General features: G+C 54.1%; 16 protein-coding genes and 1 riboswitch. Of the genes, 4 read left to right on the top strand and 12 right to left on the bottom strand.

Annotated features, from left to right (window positions below; translation table 11 throughout):
• The first annotated feature begins 69 nt into the window (after positions 1-69).
• Positions 70-1,347: a DUF349 domain-containing protein gene (locus CLV58_RS20945; RefSeq protein WP_106139792.1), complete on the top strand. Its 1,278-nt coding sequence runs from the start codon at positions 70-72 to the stop codon at positions 1,345-1,347.
• A gap of 67 nt (positions 1,348-1,414) precedes the next feature.
• A complete protein-coding gene (locus tag CLV58_RS20940) occupies positions 1,415-1,684 on the top strand; it encodes a hypothetical protein (protein WP_106139791.1) in 270 nt (89 codons plus the stop codon).
• 129 nt (positions 1,685-1,813) lie between these two features.
• Here the strand turns inward: CLV58_RS20940 and serS are convergent, their stop codons facing one another.
• The 7 genes from serS to CLV58_RS20905 form a co-directional block, all read right to left on the bottom strand.
• The gene (gene serS, locus CLV58_RS20935; protein ID WP_106139790.1) at positions 1,814-3,103 is read right to left on the bottom strand and encodes a serine--tRNA ligase; all 1,290 of its coding nucleotides are present in this window, start codon (positions 3,101-3,103) and stop codon (positions 1,814-1,816) included.
• Positions 3,103-3,495 (bottom strand): HEPN domain-containing protein, encoded by a 393-nt coding sequence (locus CLV58_RS20930; RefSeq protein ID WP_106139789.1) that lies wholly within the window; start codon positions 3,493-3,495, stop codon positions 3,103-3,105. Before CLV58_RS20930 ends, serS begins: the two co-directional genes overlap by 1 nt.
• The gene (locus CLV58_RS20925; protein ID WP_106139788.1) at positions 3,492-3,800 is read right to left on the bottom strand and encodes a nucleotidyltransferase domain-containing protein; all 309 of its coding nucleotides are present in this window, start codon (positions 3,798-3,800) and stop codon (positions 3,492-3,494) included. The genes CLV58_RS20930 and CLV58_RS20925 overlap by 4 nt, the downstream gene beginning before the upstream one ends.
• A gap of 24 nt (positions 3,801-3,824) precedes the next feature.
• The gene (locus CLV58_RS20920; protein ID WP_106139787.1) at positions 3,825-5,165 is read right to left on the bottom strand and encodes an aspartate kinase; all 1,341 of its coding nucleotides are present in this window, start codon (positions 5,163-5,165) and stop codon (positions 3,825-3,827) included.
• 87 nt (positions 5,166-5,252) lie between these two features.
• On the bottom strand, positions 5,253-5,759 hold the full coding sequence (gene ribH / locus CLV58_RS20915) for a 6,7-dimethyl-8-ribityllumazine synthase (RefSeq protein WP_106139786.1): 507 nt from the start codon (positions 5,757-5,759) through the stop codon (positions 5,253-5,255).
• A gap of 102 nt (positions 5,760-5,861) precedes the next feature.
• Complete coding sequence (locus tag CLV58_RS20910) at positions 5,862-6,557, bottom strand: tetratricopeptide repeat protein (RefSeq protein ID WP_106139785.1); 696 nt, start codon at positions 6,555-6,557, stop codon at positions 5,862-5,864.
• 96 nt (positions 6,558-6,653) lie between these two features.
• The gene (locus CLV58_RS20905; protein WP_106139784.1) at positions 6,654-6,884 is read right to left on the bottom strand and encodes a DUF4926 domain-containing protein; all 231 of its coding nucleotides are present in this window, start codon (positions 6,882-6,884) and stop codon (positions 6,654-6,656) included.
• 74 nt (positions 6,885-6,958) lie between these two features.
• A riboswitch (TPP riboswitch) is annotated at positions 6,959-7,057 on the top strand.
• Between the two features lie 62 nt (positions 7,058-7,119).
• Here CLV58_RS20905 and CLV58_RS20900 point away from each other — a divergent pair.
• Positions 7,120-9,531 (top strand): TonB-dependent receptor, encoded by a 2,412-nt coding sequence (locus CLV58_RS20900; protein ID WP_106139783.1) that lies wholly within the window; start codon positions 7,120-7,122, stop codon positions 9,529-9,531.
• 292 nt (positions 9,532-9,823) lie between these two features.
• Here CLV58_RS20900 and CLV58_RS20895 read toward each other — a convergent pair whose 3' ends face one another.
• From CLV58_RS20895 to crcB, 4 genes are all read right to left on the bottom strand, one after another.
• Positions 9,824-11,518, bottom strand: a complete 1,695-nt coding sequence (locus CLV58_RS20895) for an IPT/TIG domain-containing protein (protein WP_106139782.1) — start codon at positions 11,516-11,518, stop codon at positions 9,824-9,826.
• 41 nt (positions 11,519-11,559) lie between these two features.
• Positions 11,560-14,448 carry a TonB-dependent receptor gene (locus CLV58_RS20890; protein WP_106139781.1) on the bottom strand — a complete coding sequence of 963 codons (2,889 nt, stop codon included), beginning with the start codon at positions 14,446-14,448 and terminating at the stop codon, positions 11,560-11,562.
• A 212-nt stretch (positions 14,449-14,660) separates the two neighbouring features.
• Positions 14,661-16,160 (bottom strand): M14 family zinc carboxypeptidase, encoded by a 1,500-nt coding sequence (locus tag CLV58_RS20885; protein ID WP_106139780.1) that lies wholly within the window; start codon positions 16,158-16,160, stop codon positions 14,661-14,663.
• 3 nt (positions 16,161-16,163) lie between these two features.
• Complete coding sequence (gene crcB / locus CLV58_RS20880) at positions 16,164-16,553, bottom strand: fluoride efflux transporter CrcB (protein WP_106139779.1); 390 nt, start codon at positions 16,551-16,553, stop codon at positions 16,164-16,166.
• A gap of 103 nt (positions 16,554-16,656) precedes the next feature.
• Between crcB and CLV58_RS20875 the strand changes: the two genes are divergently transcribed.
• Positions 16,657-17,958 carry an APC family permease gene (locus CLV58_RS20875; protein ID WP_106139778.1) on the top strand — a complete coding sequence of 434 codons (1,302 nt, stop codon included), beginning with the start codon at positions 16,657-16,659 and terminating at the stop codon, positions 17,956-17,958.
• 149 nt (positions 17,959-18,107) lie between these two features.
• Here the strand turns inward: CLV58_RS20875 and CLV58_RS20870 are convergent, their stop codons facing one another.
• Complete coding sequence (locus CLV58_RS20870; protein WP_106139777.1) at positions 18,108-19,385, bottom strand: D-alanyl-D-alanine carboxypeptidase; 1,278 nt, start codon at positions 19,383-19,385, stop codon at positions 18,108-18,110.
• Positions 19,386-19,428: the final 43 nt, after the last annotated feature.

Raw genomic sequence — 19,428 nt, 5'->3', positions numbered from 1 at the left:
TTTCTATAGATTTGTGTTGGCAACTACCCCAAAATTAACCTTCAGCGCAGCCTTAACCAAGATACAAGAATGGAAAACGCTTCACTGGTAGATGAATACGGTTACGTCAAAGACGGAAAGGTATTTTTAAAGGGCTACCTGGAATATGAAGACCGGCAGATTGGCGAAGTAAAACGCACCGAGCAAGAAGCGCTCGATTACTTCAAAAACCGCTTTATCATCGCCGAAAACAAAGTAAGTCAGCTAGAAAAGGACATTGAAGAGGCTCAGAACAAAGGGTCGTATCTGACGAAGCTGACACAGCTCCGAAAGAAACTGATTCAGTTTGACGCCCTCGGTGACTTCCCTCCGCTGCTCGATCGACTCGACGCGCAGGAAGCTATTCTGGCCGATCTGATCACCGTTAACCAGCTCAAAAATCTGGAAATCAAACGGGCGCTGATCGCCGAAGCAGCTACCTTGGTCGACAGCACGCAATGGCGCGAAACGGCGGATGCGCTGCAGGAAATCAAAACCAAGTGGATAAAAACCGGACCGGTCGATAAGTCTATTGAGACGGAAGTCGTCAACGAGTTCCAGGCGTTGCTCGACGGTTTCTTTACGCGTCGCCGGGAATTCTTCAACGAACAGAACAAGATTATTCAGGAGCGGCTCGACAGGTACGACGAACTTATCCGACTGGCCTTCCGCGCCAACCGACTGGGAGATCTCGACGCAGCGTTCCAGGAAGTTCGTAAGCTCAACAACGCCTGGAAACAGGTGGGTGAAGTTCCGATCAAGAAAAGTGGCAAGCTGTACAAGCAGTTCAAGAAAGCCACGACTATGTTCTACGCGAAGTACAACGACGCAAAGGGCATTGTGATCGAGAAAAAGATCGACCCACGGATCGAAGCGCAGATGAAAATGGCCGACGAAGCCGAAGCACTGTCGAAACAGGATGACATCTTCGCGGCTGCCGAACGGGCCAAGGTTCTGCTCAATAGCTGGAAAGAGGTCAAGGTTCCGTTCAAAATGCAGGATAAGACGCTTAACGATCGGTTCCGGGCGGCCTGCGACAAGATTTTTGAGTTGAGCTACCTGGGCCGCGTTCTGACCCGGAAGTACCCTGCCTTCGACATGAAGAGCAAGCCGGAGCAGATTCGGACCAAAATTCGCGAAATGGAGTACCTGGTCAAACGGGAGAAAAACGATCTTCAGTTTGCCCTACAGGATGCCGACGGCCTCGACCCGAACAACGACGCCGACAAGCAGGTACTGAATAAAATCAACACGCAGAAGCGGAAGATCGCGATGAAAGAAACCATTCTGCGCGAGTTTCAGAAGCAACTGGAAACCGTAGGCTACTAAGCTTACTTTCTAATAAACAGCAAACGCGCCCCGGCAACTACCGGGGCGCGTTTGCTGTTTATACGGCATGGAAACGAATCAATCTGAACCGACTACACAGGCTACTGCTTTTCGCGAAGCGATCGTCCCCGGCAAGTTTGTCCGAATCGAGTACCTGACTGATCTCAGTGAGTTCATTAAAACCGACGCGCTGCTGAAACGCCACTATGAGGAAGGTGGTATCGAATACCTCGAACTCGGCAATGGCGAGCAAATTCCACTCGACCGGGTCGTAAGCCTGAGCGGGAAGTTATCGCCCAACTATCCCGGTTACGCAAACTACTCCTGTGACTGTTAGCACTTTGTCATTCCGAGCCTGCGAGGAATCTTCTGTAGCAAAGATTTTTTCTGTTACTGTAGAAGATCTCTCGCAGGCTCGGGATGACAAAAAGTTAGACGACAGGAAGCTAATTAACTGTAAATTAGATCAATCGATTCGGTCGAAACCGCAGTAGGGCACCAGCACGCTGGGAACGCGAATACCCTCAGCGGTCTGGTTGTTCTCCAGAATCGACGCCAGGATACGGGGCAGCGCCAGCGCCGAGCCGTTCAGCGTGTGCAGGAGTTGCATTTTACCAGAGCTGTCTTTTGTGCGCAGCTTGAGCCGGTTAGCCTGGTAGGTCTCAAAATTCGACACCGAGCTAACTTCCAGCCACCGTTGCTGAGCCGCCGACCATACTTCCATGTCGTACGTGAGCGCCGACGTGAAGCCCATATCGCCCCCGCACAAGCGAAGTACGCGGTAGGGTAACTCCAGTTTTTGCAGCAGCGACTGCACATGCAAACTCATCTCTTCGAGCGCAGCGTACGAATTTTCGGGCTTTTCAATACGAACCAGTTCTACTTTATCGAACTGATGCAGGCGGTTGAGCCCCCGTACGTGCGCCCCCCACGAGCCAGCTTCACGCCGGAAACAGGGTGTGTAGCCCGTATTTTTTATCGGCAGTTGCCCTTCCGGTACGATAACGTCGCGGTACAGGTTGGTGATAGGGACTTCGGCCGTCGGGATCATGTACAGCTTCTCTTCGTTGATGAAGTACATCTGCCCCTCTTTGTCAGGCAACTGACCCGTCCCAAATCCTGACTCTTCATTAACGACGATCGGCGGCTGCACTTCGACGTAGCCGGCTTTCATGGCTTCGTCGAGGAAGAAGTTGATCATCGCCCGCTGAATCCGGGCAGCTTTCCCTTTGTAGACAGGGAAACCAGCACCAGTGATCTTGACGCCCAGTTCGAAGTCGATCAGTGGTCCACCGTCAGGACCGTATTTCTTTATCAACTCCCAGTGCGGCTGTGCCCCGTCGTACAGTGTTGGTTTTTCACCATGTTCCAGCACGACTTCATTGTCTTCAGCGGCACGGCCTTCGGGTACGCTGCTGTGCGGGACGTTGGGAATTGTCACGAGCACGCTTTGCAGCTGCTGTTCAACGGATTTCAGGCTTTCTTCCAGTTCTTTCGACCGGCTTTTCAACGCTGCCGTTTCCGCTTTAGCAGCGTTCGCTTCGGCCTGTTGACCAGCCTTCATCAGCGCACCGATTTCTTTGGCTTTCGCGTTCGACTGAGCCAACGTGTCGTCAAGGTCGCGCTGGGTGTCGCGCCGTTGCTGATCGAGCGTTAACACCTGATCGATAGTAGCGTCGGCGTTGGCAAAGTGGCGTTTGGCAAGTCCGGCAAGTACAGTCTCCCGGTTCTCGCGGATATAGGCAAGTTGAAGCATTAGTCAGTATCAATTAGCTGTTTAATCACAGCGATAAACTCTTCTGTTTGTACTAATAAAGGCAATACGTCTTCCGACGAAAACGTAACGAACGCCCCGTAATCACTGGCATGACGCGCATCAGCCAGGCGCGTGTATAATTTACTCCACCTTACCTCGGCACGCTCGGCTTTGACAATGTGCTTATCAAACATAGCTTTCGCGCCTGAATGCGATTTTATCTGAATACCCTCCTTCACCATCAATGCTGCAACAGCCTGATAGACGGCGTAGTAGAGTCTGTTAACAGCACTGAACCAGTCCTCATCCTGAACCATGTTTTGCGCCGTTTGCAGCAAGGCATCAGCTCGCTCCAAGCGGTAATCAATTAAGTCGCGCTTGTATTGATTCATAACTGTCTGCCTTCAGCCACGACGTTCTGATACAGCTCTGTAACGGCGTATTTTGACCGACTTTGCTTCGGGTATACGATCGAACTAATTGCCTGCCCCGTTTCGATACCCAGTTCGGCAAACTCATCACTGAATAGCCACCGTTTCCCTCCCGACAAGTCGTTTTGGGTAAAGATCAAAAAATCCCAGTCGGAGTCGGGGCGGGAGTCGCCACGGGCGCGCGACCCAAACAGCCAGATTTCGGCTTGTGGGTCGATCGCCAGCACGGTCCGTTTCACTTCGCTCAAAAACTGTTCGTCGGTCATGGGCGGGAGCGGGTTAACGCTGTTCTATCGGGCAAACAAGCCGTCGTTCAGGGCGTTCAGGGCATCGGCTTTGTATTTGCCGTGCACCAGCAGCGACAGATTGCTTTCCGTACCACCGTACGAAATCATCCGGATGGGGATGTTTTCCATCGCCTTGAACACCTTTAGCGCAACGCCTTCGTTATCAGCGCTGAAATTACCAACGATGCAAATAATCGTTTGGTCGTAGTCAGGCTCTTCCAGTGTACAGAAAGCACTTAGCTCGTCTGAAATTTCCTGAATCCGCTCCGTATTGTCAATCGTTACCGACACCGATACTTCCGAGGTCGCCAGCATATCGACCGGCGTTTTATACTTCTCGAAAATTTCGAAAATTCGGCGTAGGAAACCGTAGGCGTTCAACATCCGGGTCGAGTGAATGTATAGGGCCGTAATACCGTCTTTTGCGGCTACTGCTTTGAACACTTCGCCGGATGCGGCCGGCGCTCCGGGACGGTCAGCAATGAGTGTACCGGGGGCAGCGGGCTCCATCGTATTTTTCAACCGAACCGGTACACCGAACATACGGGCCGGGGTGATGGTCGACGGATGAAGAATTTTAGCCCCGAAGTACGCCAGCTCTGCTGCTTCATCGAACGTTAACTCACGAACCGGGAAGGTATTTTTCACGATGCGCGGGTCGTTGTTGTGCATTCCGTCGATGTCGGTCCAGATCTGAATTTCATCCGCCCGAACTGCTCCGCCGATCAGCGATGCCGTATAGTCTGAACCACCCCGTTTCAGGTTATCGACTTCACCCCGTGGATTCCGGCAGATAAAGCCCTGCGTCACGATAATCTGTTTGTCGTCGTGAGCGGGTAACATCTCGCCCAGAATCTGCTCCGTCACCTGAATTTCGGGTTCATTATCGGCGTCGATCCGCATAAAATCCAGCGCGGGCAACAATGTTGACGCCACCCCTTCTTCCACCAGATAAGCCTGGAACAACTGCGTACTGAGCAGCTCACCCTCCGCTACCAGTTCCTTCTCCTGTTTCACCGTGAACGGCTTGATACCCGCCAGCGACCGGATAAACGAAAACTCACTTTCGATTACCTGCTGACCAGCAGCTTTACCCGCTTCGGTAGCGTACAGTTCAGACACGAAGGTATCGTAATGCGCTTTCAGGGCATCGATTTTCGCAGCAGCGTCATCGTCGTTGTTCGCTTTCAGCGACTCGCCAATGGCCAGTAATGCGTTGGTAGAGCCAGACAGGGCTGAGAGCACCACGATTTTCCGGGTACTGTCTTCAGTAATCAGGCTACGGATGGAGCGCATACGCTCGGGCTTGCCGACAGACGTACCGCCGAATTTCCAGACTTGCATGTTTTAATGAGTGAATTAGTGAATGAGCGAATGAGTGAATGTGGTCGCGGATCAGCTATTCGCCCATTCGCGCCTTCACTAATTCACTCATTTAAATTGAAAGCTGTATACCTGTTTTTGTAGGCCAAGCATTTTGATGGCCGTGATAGCCGCTTCATCGCCTTTGTTGCCGTGCTTACCACCTGCCCGGTCGAGCGCCTGTTGCTGATCGTTGGGGGTCAATACACCGAAGATGACGGGCTTGCTGGTTTTCAGACTGACGTTGGTCAGGCCCTGCGCGACGGCGTTATTGATGTAATCGTTGTGCTTGGTTTCGCCCTGAATGACGCAGCCAAGCGCGATAACCGCATCGATGTCGTCACGCTGTGCAAACCATAGGGAAGCCAGGCTTAGCTCGTAGCTGCCCGGTACGTTACCCCGAACGATATGATCCGGCTTTACGCCGTACTGAATCAGCGTGTCGTAAGCCCCCTGGTACAGAGCTTCCGTTACGTCGCTATTCCATTCAGAAACCAGGATGGCAAATCGGCGGTGGCCGACGTCGGGTAGTTCGCTGGTATCGAAAACACTCAGGTTTTTTAATTCAGAAGCCATAATCAATCGTCTGTTGGTAAGACGGACAAAACTATACGGTTAAGAAAAAGGGACAAAACCCGGTCGGTTCTGTCCCTTGCTGTACTGACTTATCAGTATGATCTACGACTGACCACCCGTAGACTCCAGCAACGCCTTGTATTTTCGGGCGTTGGCAGCTTCTGACGACTGACCGTACTTTTCGATAATCTGATTGTATGTGTCGATGGCCTTGTCATTCTGTTTGGCCTGCTCGTAGGCAATAGCCAGTTTAGTCAGATAACCGGGCGTAAAGAACTTGTTCGACTTGTAGTCGGCCGCTTTCTGATAGTAATCGATCGCGTCGTCGTAGCTTTTCTTTTGCATGTACGCGTCACCGATCAGGGCGTAGGCACGCGCCTGCACCAACAGATCCGACGAGTTAAAGCTTTTCAGGTGTTCGATTGCTTCGTCGTACTTGTTTTCTTTCAACAGACCGACACCAGCGTAGAACTCGGCCAGGTTACCAGCAGGGGTAGCACCGTAGTTGTCGGCAACCGCCAACAGGCCGGGGGTCTTCCCGTCGCCGTTCAGCGCCTTCTTCAGCGAGTCAGACTCGATCTGATAGACCGCCGGGAACAATTCAGCCTGCGCCGTTTCGTCCTGACTGCTGACATAATACTTATAACCGATGAAGCCAACGGCGGCCAATATGATGACACCCAGCACACCCAGAATGATTTTCTGATTCTGCTGAAAATAATCGCCTACTTCTTCAAACCGTCCCTCTAGTGCGTCGGGATCTTCCAGAAAATCCAACCCGCTATTCTTCTTGCTCATTTGTTTGCAATTTGGACTGCAAAAGTAGAAATATTTGTGTGAGTGGAAAAGCGTAACAGTCAAAACTTTACGCAGACAATCTACACAGGCATCTACCTACGAGAGCATGGCCAGATCACGGGTAGTTAGCATCTCCGACGAACGTACGGCCCGAATCTGGTGGGGCAGCAACGTTTCGACAGCAACGGCCTCGCCCGTCAGCGTAACAAACTCGACCTCAAACGCTTTTCCTTCACTGTATACGGTAAGAATCGTGCCAACATCGCCCTCTTTCAATCGGCCATTGTCCATGTCTGCGGTCAGCACGACCAAATCAAACTCATTCATACTATACGCAACTGGTTTATCTGACTAACGACGATCAATAAGTCTTGTTTTGTTAAATTCGCTTAACTTCGCATTAATCTTACAGGGGGTGCCTTAACATAACGGGCTGAGATTATACCCATTGAACCTGCTCCGGGTAATGCCGGCGAAGGGAACTGGACATCATTCGTTTACTATTTTCTGGTGTACACTAAAGGTAGGTTAGGCCCCTTGGCCTATCGGTATGCTTTCTTCTATGAAAGGAAAGACATTTCTACCTTTACTAATTGCCTGTTGCAGCGCATCGATTCTATCGGCGCAGGCCCAATTCGTTATTTCAGGAACAGTGCGCGAAAGCGACGGTTCGGGACCGCTGCCGGGTGCCGCCGTCACGATCGACGGTACGTTTAAAGGAACACTGACCGATCCGTCCGGCACGTTCCAGCTCACAGATGTTAAAGCGGGGCCTGTTACCATCCGCGTGTCGCTGCTCGGCTACCAACCCGTAACGCAGACTGTCGACCCGGCCTCATCTGCACCGGTTACGATACAGTTAGCCAAATCAGCCGTGGCGGTCGACGAGGTGGTTGTGAGCGCAACACGCGCTAATCAGAAATCAGCGATTGCCTACACGGACGTTAGCCGTCAGTACCTCGACAAGCTGAACCTGGGGCAGGATATTCCGCAGCTGCTCAACTTCACGCCGTCGATTGTAACGACTTCCGACGCGGGAGCGGGCGTTGGCTACACGGGCATTCGCATTCGCGGGTCCGACGCAACGCGGGTGAACATTACGCTGAATGGTATTCCGTACAACGATGCCGAATCGCAGGGTACGTTCTTCGTCAACATGCCGGATTTTGCCTCGTCAGTCAGTACGATTCAGATTCAGCGGGGGGTCGGTTCCTCGACAAACGGGGCCGGAGCATTTGGGGCGTCCATCAACATGCAAACCAATCAGTTACAGGAAAAGCCTTACGCGGAGACGAATCTGTCGGCGGGGTCGTTCGGGACGTATAAAGTAAACGTACTGGCTGGTACGGGTCTGCTGAAGTCGGGCACGGTTCCAGGCCATTTTGTCGTCGATGCGCGCTTATCGAAGATTTATTCCAACGGCTACGTCGACCGGGCGTTCTCCGATCTGAAGTCGTTTTATCTGTCGGGGGGCTACTATGCGAAGAAGAGCTTTATCCGGCTCAACATCTTCTCCGGTATCGAACAAACCTATCAGTCGTGGGGCGGGGTGCCGGAAAATCTGCTGCGTACAAACCGGACGTCCAATGTCTACACGTACGACAACGAAACCGATAACTACCAGCAGGACAATTATCAGTTGATTACGTCGCACGAGCTGAGCCGGAACTGGCGGCTGAACGTATCCGGTTTTTACACGAAAGGGCGCGGCTATTACGAGCAATACCGCCCTAACGACCGCTTCAGCAACTACGGCCTGCCCAACGTTATCATTGGCGATTCTACCGGGTCGCGTCAGACGATTTCGCGGACCGATATTATCCGCCGGCGCTGGCTCGACAATGATTTCTACGGTAGTGTTTTTTCGCTGGACTATACGAGCTTTCGCAAGCTGACAGCCTACATCGGCGGGGGCTGGAACGAATACAAAGGCGGCCATTTTGGTGAAATCATCTGGGCGCGTATTGCCGGTAACACCGACATCCGGCAACGGTATTACGACGATAACGCCGTTAAACGCGATGCAAACCTGTACGCCAAAGCCTACTACCAGTTTACGCCGACGCTGAACGCCTTTGCCGATCTGCAAGTCCGCCGGGTCGACTATTCGTTCCTGGGTTTCAACAGTCAGCTTCAGAATGTGCAGCAGGACGCAAAGCTGAACTTCTTCAATCCGAAAGCAGGCGTTACCTACACGCTGAATGATCAGAACACTGTCTATGCATCGGTTAGCGTGGCTCACCGTGAACCGAACCGTGACGATTACACACAATCGACACCTGAAAGCCGCCCCCGTGCCGAGCGGCTGATCGATTATGAAGCCGGGTACAAGCTACAACGGCAGCGCGTGTCGTTTACGGCCAACGCGTATTTCATGAACTATCGGGATCAACTGGTGCTGTCCGGTCAACTAAACGATGTGGGCGCGTACAACCGGGTGAACGTACCGAAAAGCTACCGGGTGGGTATCGAACTGGAAGCCGCAACCCAATTGGCGAAACAGCTGCGCTGGAACGTCAACGCGACATTCAGCCGAAACAAAATCCGCAACTTCACCGAATATCTGGACAATTTCGACAACGAAACGCAGGAGTCGCGGCAATACAGCCTGACCGACATTTCGTTTTCGCCGAATACGATCGTCGGATCACAACTGCTGTACACGCCCGTGAAAGGACTGGAACTAGGCCTGTTGTCGAAGTATGTCGGTAAGCAGTATCTGGACAACACATCGAACGAAAGCCGGAAACTGAATTCGTATTTCACCAACGATATCCGGCTTATCTACTCGCTCAAGCCCCGCTTTGCGCAGGAACTGACGTTTATCCTGTTACTGAACAACGTCTTCAACGAGTTGTACGAATCGAACGGCTACACGTACGCCTACATCTCGGAGGGTCGTGTGCAGGCCGATAACGGGTACTACCCACAAGCCGGACGTAATTTCCTGGCGGGCGTACGGTTGCGGTTTTAATGATTAACTTTAGAAGTATTGAACAGGCCATTCGGAAACGGATGGCCTGTTTTGTGTAGAGACGCAAAGTATTGCGTCTCTACGTAAAAGAAAATGGCCGGGATAGAATCCCGGCCTTTTCGTGCGACACCAATATAAAAAGTGGTTATTGAGAATCCATTCGATTGGCCATGTTGGGTCGACTCATTGTGCGACCCGCTGCCAGCCTTGACGCGACGGTGCAAAGCTAGTCCCGCACCGTTACGCCAATACTACCGTATCATTACGATTACGTTACGACTTCCGTAGCCTACTAGTTGTAGTTCGTATTCTTCGGGTCGAAGTTCGTCCAGCCACTCAGCCAGTTATCCGTTCCGTTGAATGCACCACGGTAGGGAGCCGATGTGAAGAACGAGTCGCCCACTTTACCACCCGTAATTGCATTGCCTGAAACGAGCAGGGCCGAACCCGCCTGCGGAGCGAAGTTAGGCGTTGACGTCAGCGCAAACGACGCACCGTTCAGCAGCAGACCGGGCAGGTCCGACGAGGCAACGACCGTGTTCTTCCGGGCGGCCAGGTTGAAGTAAGTCGAAGCCTGATCGTTGGTGATGTTACCGGCTCCCAACACAGCAGTTAAGGAGTTGGCAACCGTTACCCCCTGTACTTCCAGGCTACCATTCGACGCATTGGCCAGGGTCCCCGTCGTCGTACCGTCTAAGCGCAACCCTTCCGGCCAGCCAACGAATACTGAGTTGATGATACTGATAGCCGTATTCCGGCGCAGGTGCATAGCCGACTGATACGAACCGCTACCACCCGTGCTCGACGTCGATGCTACGCTGGGCGTACCACTGGTCAGAAATGCGCTGATGTTAGCGAAGGTCGGCTGCGTCAGGGGCAACCCATTGTTGGCGGTCAGCGGTACACCGGCGGCATTTTCACCAGCAGCAAAATTATCCGATTCGAAACAGTTCGATCTCGACTGATCGGCAACTTGTGGATCGCGCAGCGACACACCGAACTGAACCTTACCCGTGTAGCCCCAGTCGGTATCGAAGTCATCATCGAAGCCGCGATACGCCACCAGATACTTGGCATTGACGGTTCCGCCGAACCATTCGAACGAATCATCCCCGCTGTACGATACTTGCACGTGATCGATCGTTGTGCCCGAACCGACACCGTACAGCGTCAGCCCGTTGATTTCGCTGTTGGCAGCACTCGTTAGCGCCACACCACCAAATTCGATGCGTACGTAGCGCAGTGTACCCGAGTTGTCTGTCGGCTCATTGAACGTTCCCAGCTGTCCGCCGATGCCCCCTTCCGGCTGTTGGTTGCCGGGGCGGTTATGGGGCGCTTTCCCGATCAGGACGACGCCACCCCAGTCACCATAGTTCCGTTGACCAGCGGCTTTGTTCGACGTGAATACGATGGGTTGCTGTGCGGTACCAGCGGCTTCGAGCTTGGCACCCTGCAAAATAATTAGCGTACCCGCCTGCTTCTGTCCGGCCGGGTCATCGTCGACACCGCCCCCTTTGATGATTGTACCGGGCTGAATGGTCAGCGTCGCCCCACTGGCAACGTTTACGAAACCGCGCAGGAAATAAACATTGTCACTGGTCCAGGTCGTATTGGCAGTGATCGTGCCCGACACCGGAACAACGGGTTTGGCACTGATCGAAAACGCTGGCCCGGTAGCTGTGCTGCCATTGGCCGACACCGTTACGGGCGAACCCGCATTGACCGGTACCATAACCACCAGTTGCGTCGACGTAGCCGACATGATGGTTGCCGGTACGTTACCGAAGTTGACCGTATTGCTCGACGGCGTCGTAGCAAAGTTGGTACCTGAAATAGTAACCGTCGTACCAGCCGGAGCCGACGTTGGACTGATGCTCGTAACGCTGAGTATGGGAGCGGGAGAATCGTTGTTTTTACAGGCGGCAATAAAACCGATGAAACCTGCAACGAGAAGCAGCAGGCTGCCCCAACGGATGATCTGATTCATGAAACGAATTGGTTTAGTATAACAGGGAACTGGAAATGCGCTTAGGGGACAATGACGCGCCGGCCAAAGGTGTACACGCCCGTCAGAGTGATGTACTGACCACGTTTGTACTGCCGGAATACCTGATCGGCACCGACCGTCTGCGACGTCAGATCGCTACCAATTTTACCATCGCCGTTGAAGTCCTGTGCGAACCGAACGGCCTGGTTCAGAAGATCCTGAATACCTAACCGGACTTCGAGTTTCTGCGCAAACGTTTTGCTGACGTTCAGGTCGATAGCGTGCCGGGGTAGTTCGTAAATGGTTGGGTTGTTGCGCGTTCCGACGGCGAAAATGCGGGGACCGTAGACGTTGTACAGTACGTTCCACTGCCAGCCATTATCAGGAGCCTGGTAGTACACACCGCCGTTGATCAGGTATGGCGACTGGTTGGCCAATGGGCGCTCATTATCCGCCAGATCTTTCAGCGCAATGTCAACGACCGTACCCGACGCATCCGGGGCCCGCACAAAGTCACCCAGTTTCACCCGACTGTTAATCAGTGAGCCGTTGGCAACAAGCTGTACATTCTGGAGGAAACGACTGCCCGACTGCTGGAAGCCTTTCCGAATCTCCACCTCGATACCGTAATTCCGGGCCGACGGCGCATTGATAAACGTGTAGTTGAAGCCGTTACCCGTTGGCAGCAGGAAGCTTTCGATCGGATTCCGGAACTGCTTGAAGAAGCCCGTTACCGAAACAACTTCGTTTGGCGATGGGTAGAACTCCCACTTCGCGTCGACATTCTGAATTGCAGCCGTCGTCAGTTCGGTGTTACCGGTTACTACAGCCAGCAGGTTGAAATCGAAGTACTGGAACGGGGCTAACTCTCGTAGCTCAGGCCGGTTGACGGTGGCCGAGTACGCCAGTCGCAGGTTATGCTTATCGTTCAGTTTGTACGTCAGGTTGACCGATGGCAGTGGACTAAATATAGCCCGGTTGACCAGTTGCTGATTAATACCCTGCCGCTGAATCCGCAGCCCCTGTACGTTGTATTCACCCCGCAGACCCAGCGTAACGGTGGTGCGGCTTCCCAGATTTACGTCGCCACTGACGTACGCAGCACCGTATGTATTAGCGCCCTGGTACGAATCCAGATCCGACGTTCCATCGAGTATCGATAAACCACCCGGTTGTCCGTTGACGTTAGCCGATGAGAAAATGGTACCGATTGGCTGTTGCTGTACGATAGCGCCATCGGCGGTCAGACCGGGAATACTGTTGTAGCCGTAGAACCGGGCCGCGTAATCCCGAACGCGCCGTTCGCCGTAGAAGCCGGCCCGGATGTGATTTGGCTCCCGATCGGTTGGGTTGCCAAACGTATGATCGTAGTTGCTGATCAGCGAGACGGTTTGCTCGTTCAGCTTCGAATAGAATCGGCCGACGTCGATAGGGTTTGGCGCAACCGGCGTTACCAGCGTGTACGTACCATTCTCACCGCTGTTGAGCGGGGCCTGGTAACGGGCGCGTTTCCAATCAGGCTCCCAGCGCCCTGAATAGCCGTACCCCGCGATCCAGTTCACTTTGGTCAACTCGCTCAGGCTATGTTCACCCGATACCTGCGAGGTCAGGATGGTGCGGTTTTCGAAGCGTTCAGAGTAGCTGCGGATGTCGGCGTTCGAATCGAAGTTCTGCCCGTTCCGCACCACCGTTTCCTGGTTACCCAACTGGTTGACCAGCGTTTTCCACTCCAGCGTGAAGCGGGGCGAGAAGCGCAGCGACCAGTTGTGCAGCAGGCCAAGCCGTGCCTGCCGTGCGTAGCTGATATCCTGGTATTGCTGATTAACCAGATTAGCCACAGCCCCGTTGTCATAAACCCGGAAGTCAATATCCGCGAACTGATTCGTCAGGCTATAGTTGATACTGGTCAGGTTGCTTACCTGTACGTTGCCGACATCGAACCGGCGACCCGTATTCAGCGCAAACCGGATATCGGGCATGGCCGTCATGCCTGTCAGGCCCCACGAGTTAGGCAGCAGCCGGGCATAAGCCGCCCGTTGTGGGGCACCCAATGCATTGAAATCAGCCGAACGCGCCGGAAAGCTGGTCGGAATCGTTTGATTCGGTGACCACAGGCCCAATGCACTTAAGCCACCCCGGTCATGCGATTGCACCGCCCGACCGGTTGTATTGGCCCGGTAGCCAAACGTCAGACCAGCGTCGATGAAGTTGCTGCTGGGCCGACGCTTCGTGTAGATGTTGACAACGCCCCCGGCAAAGTCACCGGGTAGTGTGGCAGAACCCGATTTGTAGACGATCATCCGGTCCAGGATGTTGCTGGGAATGATGTCGAACGAGAACGAGCGGGTTTCAACTTCCGTCGACGGCGCGATGACGTCGTTGATCAGTACGGAGTTGTAGCGCGAGCCCAACCCTCGAATCAGCACGAATCGGTTATCGAGAATACTGACCCCCGGCACCCGACGGATGGCGGCTGCCGCGTCGCGGTCCTGCGATTTTTGAATTTGCAGCGCCGAGATACCAACCGCAATCGGCTTCAGCTGCTTGATTTCCGTGATAACGGCAATTTCCGTGTTAGTGGCCTTGTTACCCCGAACAACGACTTCCTGTAGGGCCGTACCTTCCTCAGCCAGTTCGGTATCGATGACCGTGGTATTGCCCGATTCGACGCGGACGTTGGGGATTTCTTTCGTCTTGTAGGAGACGTAGGAGATAACGATTTTCTGGGTTCCGGCGGGTACGTTGGTCAGCGTAAACTGGCCGTCGATGTCGGTCGTGACACCTAGCTGGGTACCGTCGACGCGAACCGTACAGCCGATCAGCGATTCTTTGGTTTTGGTGTCTTTAACCGTTCCGCGAACGGTTCCTGTTTGCGCCCAGAGCGTCAGGCTACTAAGCAGAAAAGAGATAAGTACTAGATACTGAGCCATGTTTATAGTTTGGTGTCGCTTTTCGCGTCGCAAAACTATCGGCACAGTGTTACGCCAATATTACTACAGTGTTACGGGTCAATTATCAATTAATAAGTTTTTAATGCGCTTACAGTCAATAATTTAACAATATTCTAGTGACTTAGTATTTAATTCTGTTTTAATCTTTATTTTCTCTATTTTGTTCGGTGACTCTGTTTTTAATAACTCGTTTATTCGGTAATGCTGCTACGCTCCCAGCCCGGTCCCGGCCTGTCGGAAAACCAGAAACCATTGACAAACCAGTAGCGAATTCGGTCACCATCCTTGAGTAGGAAGGTCGGAACCTGCCCCACAGCCAATGGTCGCGCCGGTACTTTCCCGGCGCGCAACAGGTGCAGTGGCTGCCCGGCCAGCACCTGTCGACCAGCCACCGATGCACGGACCAGTAACGTACCCGCTTCGCGCAGGGAATCGACGTTTAATTGCGCCAGCTCATCGGTCGATGCAGCGGTCAGGCTCTGCACATTGGCCGCCGTCAGGGTAAGGCCAGTCGCATCGATTTCGTCCAGTCCGCTGAACGTCGACAAATCGCCGATGTCTTCGATCTCGCTTTTGTAGGTGTAGGAACGAGCATCGTCCGTGTTTACTTCATAGCGATTGATGCCTACGTCGACACGAATGGGTTTTCCGCTGCGGACGATCGTCGCGTTGCGGATCAGCACGTCGAACAGGTTACGGCTATTTTCGGGAATACTGACGTACTCGTCCGTACTTTCCTGCGTGTACGTTTCCTCGGCAATCGCCTGCAAGGCCGTCAGTATGGCGACGAAGTTTAACCGGCGGATGTTCATTTTCTCCGGATCATCTTTCCAGCCGCCGGACTCGATCAGCACCAGCGTGGTACCCCACTTCTGAATGTTATCGCCAAACGCACGGGGTTCAAACTCATCGTCGAAACGCGCTACCTGCCCCGGTATGAACTGCTGCAATGTCCGGTTCATACCCGCAATCAGTTGCATGGACCGCCGGCGCACGTCGTTCACGGACCGGGCCTGATTATAAGCCGTTGCCAGAAACGATACCACTGCCTGCCGGCCACTAGTCCCAACACTATAGCGTGGATTCTGATCGTGCAGGTTGAAGCCAACCAGCGGTTTCAATGTCTGCTGTAGTTGTTTCAGGAGTCGGCCTTCCGGTGTCTGCAACCGCAGCGCATCGCGGTTCATATCGATATCGCTGGCCGTCCGGCGCTGAAACCGCTCGGCCCCGTCGGGATTAAGCATCGGCACGGAATAGAGCGTCAGCTTTGTCAGGATTGTCTGGCGGAGGCTGTCGAATTCATCACCGGAGGCTGTCAGGAAGTGAAAGATATCGAACAGGGCCATCGTCGCGGTTGCTTCATCGCCATGCATCTGCGACCAAAGCAGCACGTTGACCGGTCCGGTACCAGCCTTAACCTGGTAAATAGCCCGCTTTTCCAGCGACTCGCCAACCTGGCTGATGGTCAGTGGGGCCTGATCGCGGAGTAAATCGAGCAGCGTTACCACGTCCCGGTGTTTAAAGCGCCGATGAGTAAGCGTCTGTTCTTTATACGTTTCGTGCGCATCGTGAAGCCGACGCGCCATGTCCTGAGCCGAAGCTGTTACGGTTGTTGCCATGAGCAGAAAAAGAACCAGCCCCCAATGAGCTACACGTACCGGAATCAGCGGTGGCGACTGGCGTTGAATCATAAGTCAGAGTTTAGAACCAAGCGTCAGGCCACCGACGGACCCCAGCAGACAGAGAATGACGTTCAGGCCGATGTTGAGTAAAGCAGTACCGACACGGCCGTTCTGTAGCAATACCGCCGTGTCGTAGCTGAAACTAGAGAAGGTGCTTAGTCCTCCGCAGAAGCCCACGCCCACCAGCAGCCTTACCTCCTCGCCCGACGTTCGTCCGACGACCCAGCCGGCGACCAGGCCCAGCAACGCACTCGCCCCAATGTTTATCAGCAAAATGGCCAGTGGGAACGGCATACCTGCCAGCGTCGGTGGTACGATTCGCCCGATGCCGTAGCGCAGTAAGCTTCCTGCGCTGCCACCAGCCATCACCAACAAATACGGATGCGTCAATAAGGCTCTCATGTAAGCAAACTTACGAAAAAGCCCCACCCTGTCGACGCTACGGCTTGACAGAGGGCCTTTTTCGCTATCATTGTAGTTCACCTACCCCCTTCTCCCGTACGACATGGCCCAGCAGCAACTTAAGAAATTACTCGGCGTCGGTTTCGGTATTGCCGTTACGATTGGTGGTACCATCGGTACGGGTATTCTCCGAAAGCCCGGCCCGATTGCGCAGGATATTGGCGACCCGACATTGATTATTGCGGTCTGGTTGTTGGTGGGTGTATACGCGCTGATCGGGTCGCTGTCGGTCATCGAACTGGGTACGATGCTGCCGAGTGCGGGGGCCTGGTACGTCTACGCCCGTCGCGCGTTTGGCAACTATGCAGGCTTCCTGATTGGCGTCAGTAGCTGGCTGGGCAGCGTTGCGGCCATGGCGTTCGGTGCGTCGGTGATGAGCGAGTACCTGGGTGTGTTGATTCCCGCGCTGGTCGGCTACGAAAAGCCGGTTGCCATTGGTATTTTGCTTCTGTTCGTGGCCTTTCACTGGCTGGGGGTGAAGTCGGCCAGTCGGGCGCAGGAGGTGATGAGCGTCCTGAAAGCCGCCGGCCTGCTGGCATTCGTTGTTGTCTGTTTCGTCGTAACGCCCACGCATTCCACTCCGTCACCCGAACTTACCCGCCCCATCGCCGAAAATGGCCTGTGGTTAGGTATCCTGGCTGCGCTGCAGTCGGTTTTTTACACGTACGATGGCTGGCACACTGCGGCTTATTTTGCCGAGGAAGACGTCGACCCCAGCCGGAACCTACCCCGGTCGATGGTCAGCGGTGTGTTACTGATTATCGGTATTTACGTGCTGGTCAACCTGGCGCTGCTGTATGTGCTGCCCGTGCAGCAACTGGCCGGGTCAAAACTGGCGGCAGCCGATGCGGTGCAGGCACTGTTCGGGCCGGGTAGTGCCAAGGTGGTAACGCTGCTGCTGATGGTATCGATTATGGGCATCATCAACGCCCAGATCATGTTCAATCCGCGCGTCATCTTCGCCATGGGTCGCGACGGCTTGTTTTTTCGTTTCGTCACCTACGTCAATACAGGCGGTACGCCCGCCTACGCAGTAGCCCTGACAGCCGGCACGTCCATTCTGCTGATTCTGACGAATACATACAGCAAGCTGTCGGACATTGCGACGTTCTTCTTCGTCCTTTGCTATGCGTCTGGCTTTGCGTCGCTGATTCGGCTGCGCCAAACCGAGCCCGATCTGTCGCGACCGGTCCGGGCCTGGGGCTATCCCGTTTCGACCTGGACGTTGCTTGTCGCTTCGCTCGCCTTTCTGGTGGGCGTTGTCATCGGCGATTTTTCGAGTAGCCTGTACGCGCTGGGCTTCATCGTCATCAGCTATCCGACATACCAATTCATCAAACGGTAGTTGATCTTATTAGGCCTTGTTTTTCGGACGGGATAAATTCAAATGCGTTATCGGTACTCCACACTGTATTGGTTACAGTGGTGTCGGGTCCCCGACACCACTGGTATTCTATGAAGGCCACACTAAGTACTAACGCGGGCTTCAGCTTCTTACAGCCGCTCGTGAATCTGCCGGAGCAGCTCGGCCGTTCGCTTGCGTATCTCACTGACCGACTGGCTGAAATTGTTGTTCATCACACTGAAATACAGTAATCGGCCCCGGCGGGTTTGCAGGTAGCCGCTCAGGTTGTACACACCCGTCATCGACCCGGACTTGGCCCAGATGTAAGGCGTTTGCTGCCGATCGCCTACGCTGCGCAACGTCCCGGATTGACCAGCCGCCGGCAGTAGGGTCAATAGCCGTTGCTGCGGCACTTTCGCCTGTATCTTTCCCAACAAGTCGATGAACACGTTGGGCGTGAACAGATTGTAGCGCGACAGGCCCGAGCCATCGACCCAGCGCGCCTTCGTACCCGCATAATGCAGCACACTGTCGACCACCTGCCTGCGTACACGCGCCGGATCGAGTTGCGGATGCCCCTGCTCGGCCGATGCCATAAACAGGATCTGTTCGGCGAACTGATTATCGCTTACGTGCAGCATCCGCTTGTAGAGCGAATCGGCGGGCCAGCCCCGCAACAATCTTGTACCTGCTGGCATCGGACGCGCCAGTATGGCTACCGCCCGATGTAGCGTATCGGCCAGCAGACGGGTAGCCAGCTCGGGCGACCACCGAAACGGAACTTCCTGCCGATTGACTGGCGCGGTCGACAACCGAAACCGATTTCTGAACTCGTCCCGCCGGATACCCGTTCGCCGAACCGTGTCGACGAGCATACTATCCGCAAACAATGCCGGACTGACTGGCAAACGATCATTAGCACCTGACCGACGAAAGGCCGCAACGTTTCCGTAGACAGGTAGCTGGGCTAATTCGGCAGAGTAATCGTCGTTGTAATCGTCCCAGGCCCAGCCCGCACCGAAGCGCGGCCCGGTATAGTTGACTGGGGAGAAAACGAGTGTCTCCGGTCGATTTCGCAAAAAAGCCAGAACACTCGTATCGGACAGGACGGGGTGCAGGAGCAAGGGGTTACCAGTTCCCCAGAAAATCAGCGAATCGTTCTGAATCGTGTAGCGCAGCGCGGGTAACGAATCGGGCAGATACAACAGCCCGGCGTAAAAACTCAGCAGCTTGGTGTTCGACGCGGGCGTAAACAGTTGATCGGCATTGTGCTGAATCAGCGCCTTCCGACGGACCGGATCGTACAGGGCAACCCCAGTCAGGTGATCGGTATAACGAGTGTCTGTCCGTACCAGACGGGCAATACGGCTGACCGGTGAACAACCGACCGTGAGAAGAACCAGGAAGAACAGTACGCTTTGGCGCATTAGGCTATAAAAAAGTCAATATACGAAACGGGGTCTTTACCAC

The sequence above is a fragment of the Spirosoma oryzae genome, assembly GCF_003002825.1.
GTDB lineage: Bacteria > Bacteroidota > Bacteroidia > Cytophagales > Spirosomataceae > Spirosoma > Spirosoma oryzae.
The sequence above is the reverse complement of the archived record's forward strand: the minus strand, read 5'-3'. Positions and strand labels throughout refer to the sequence as shown.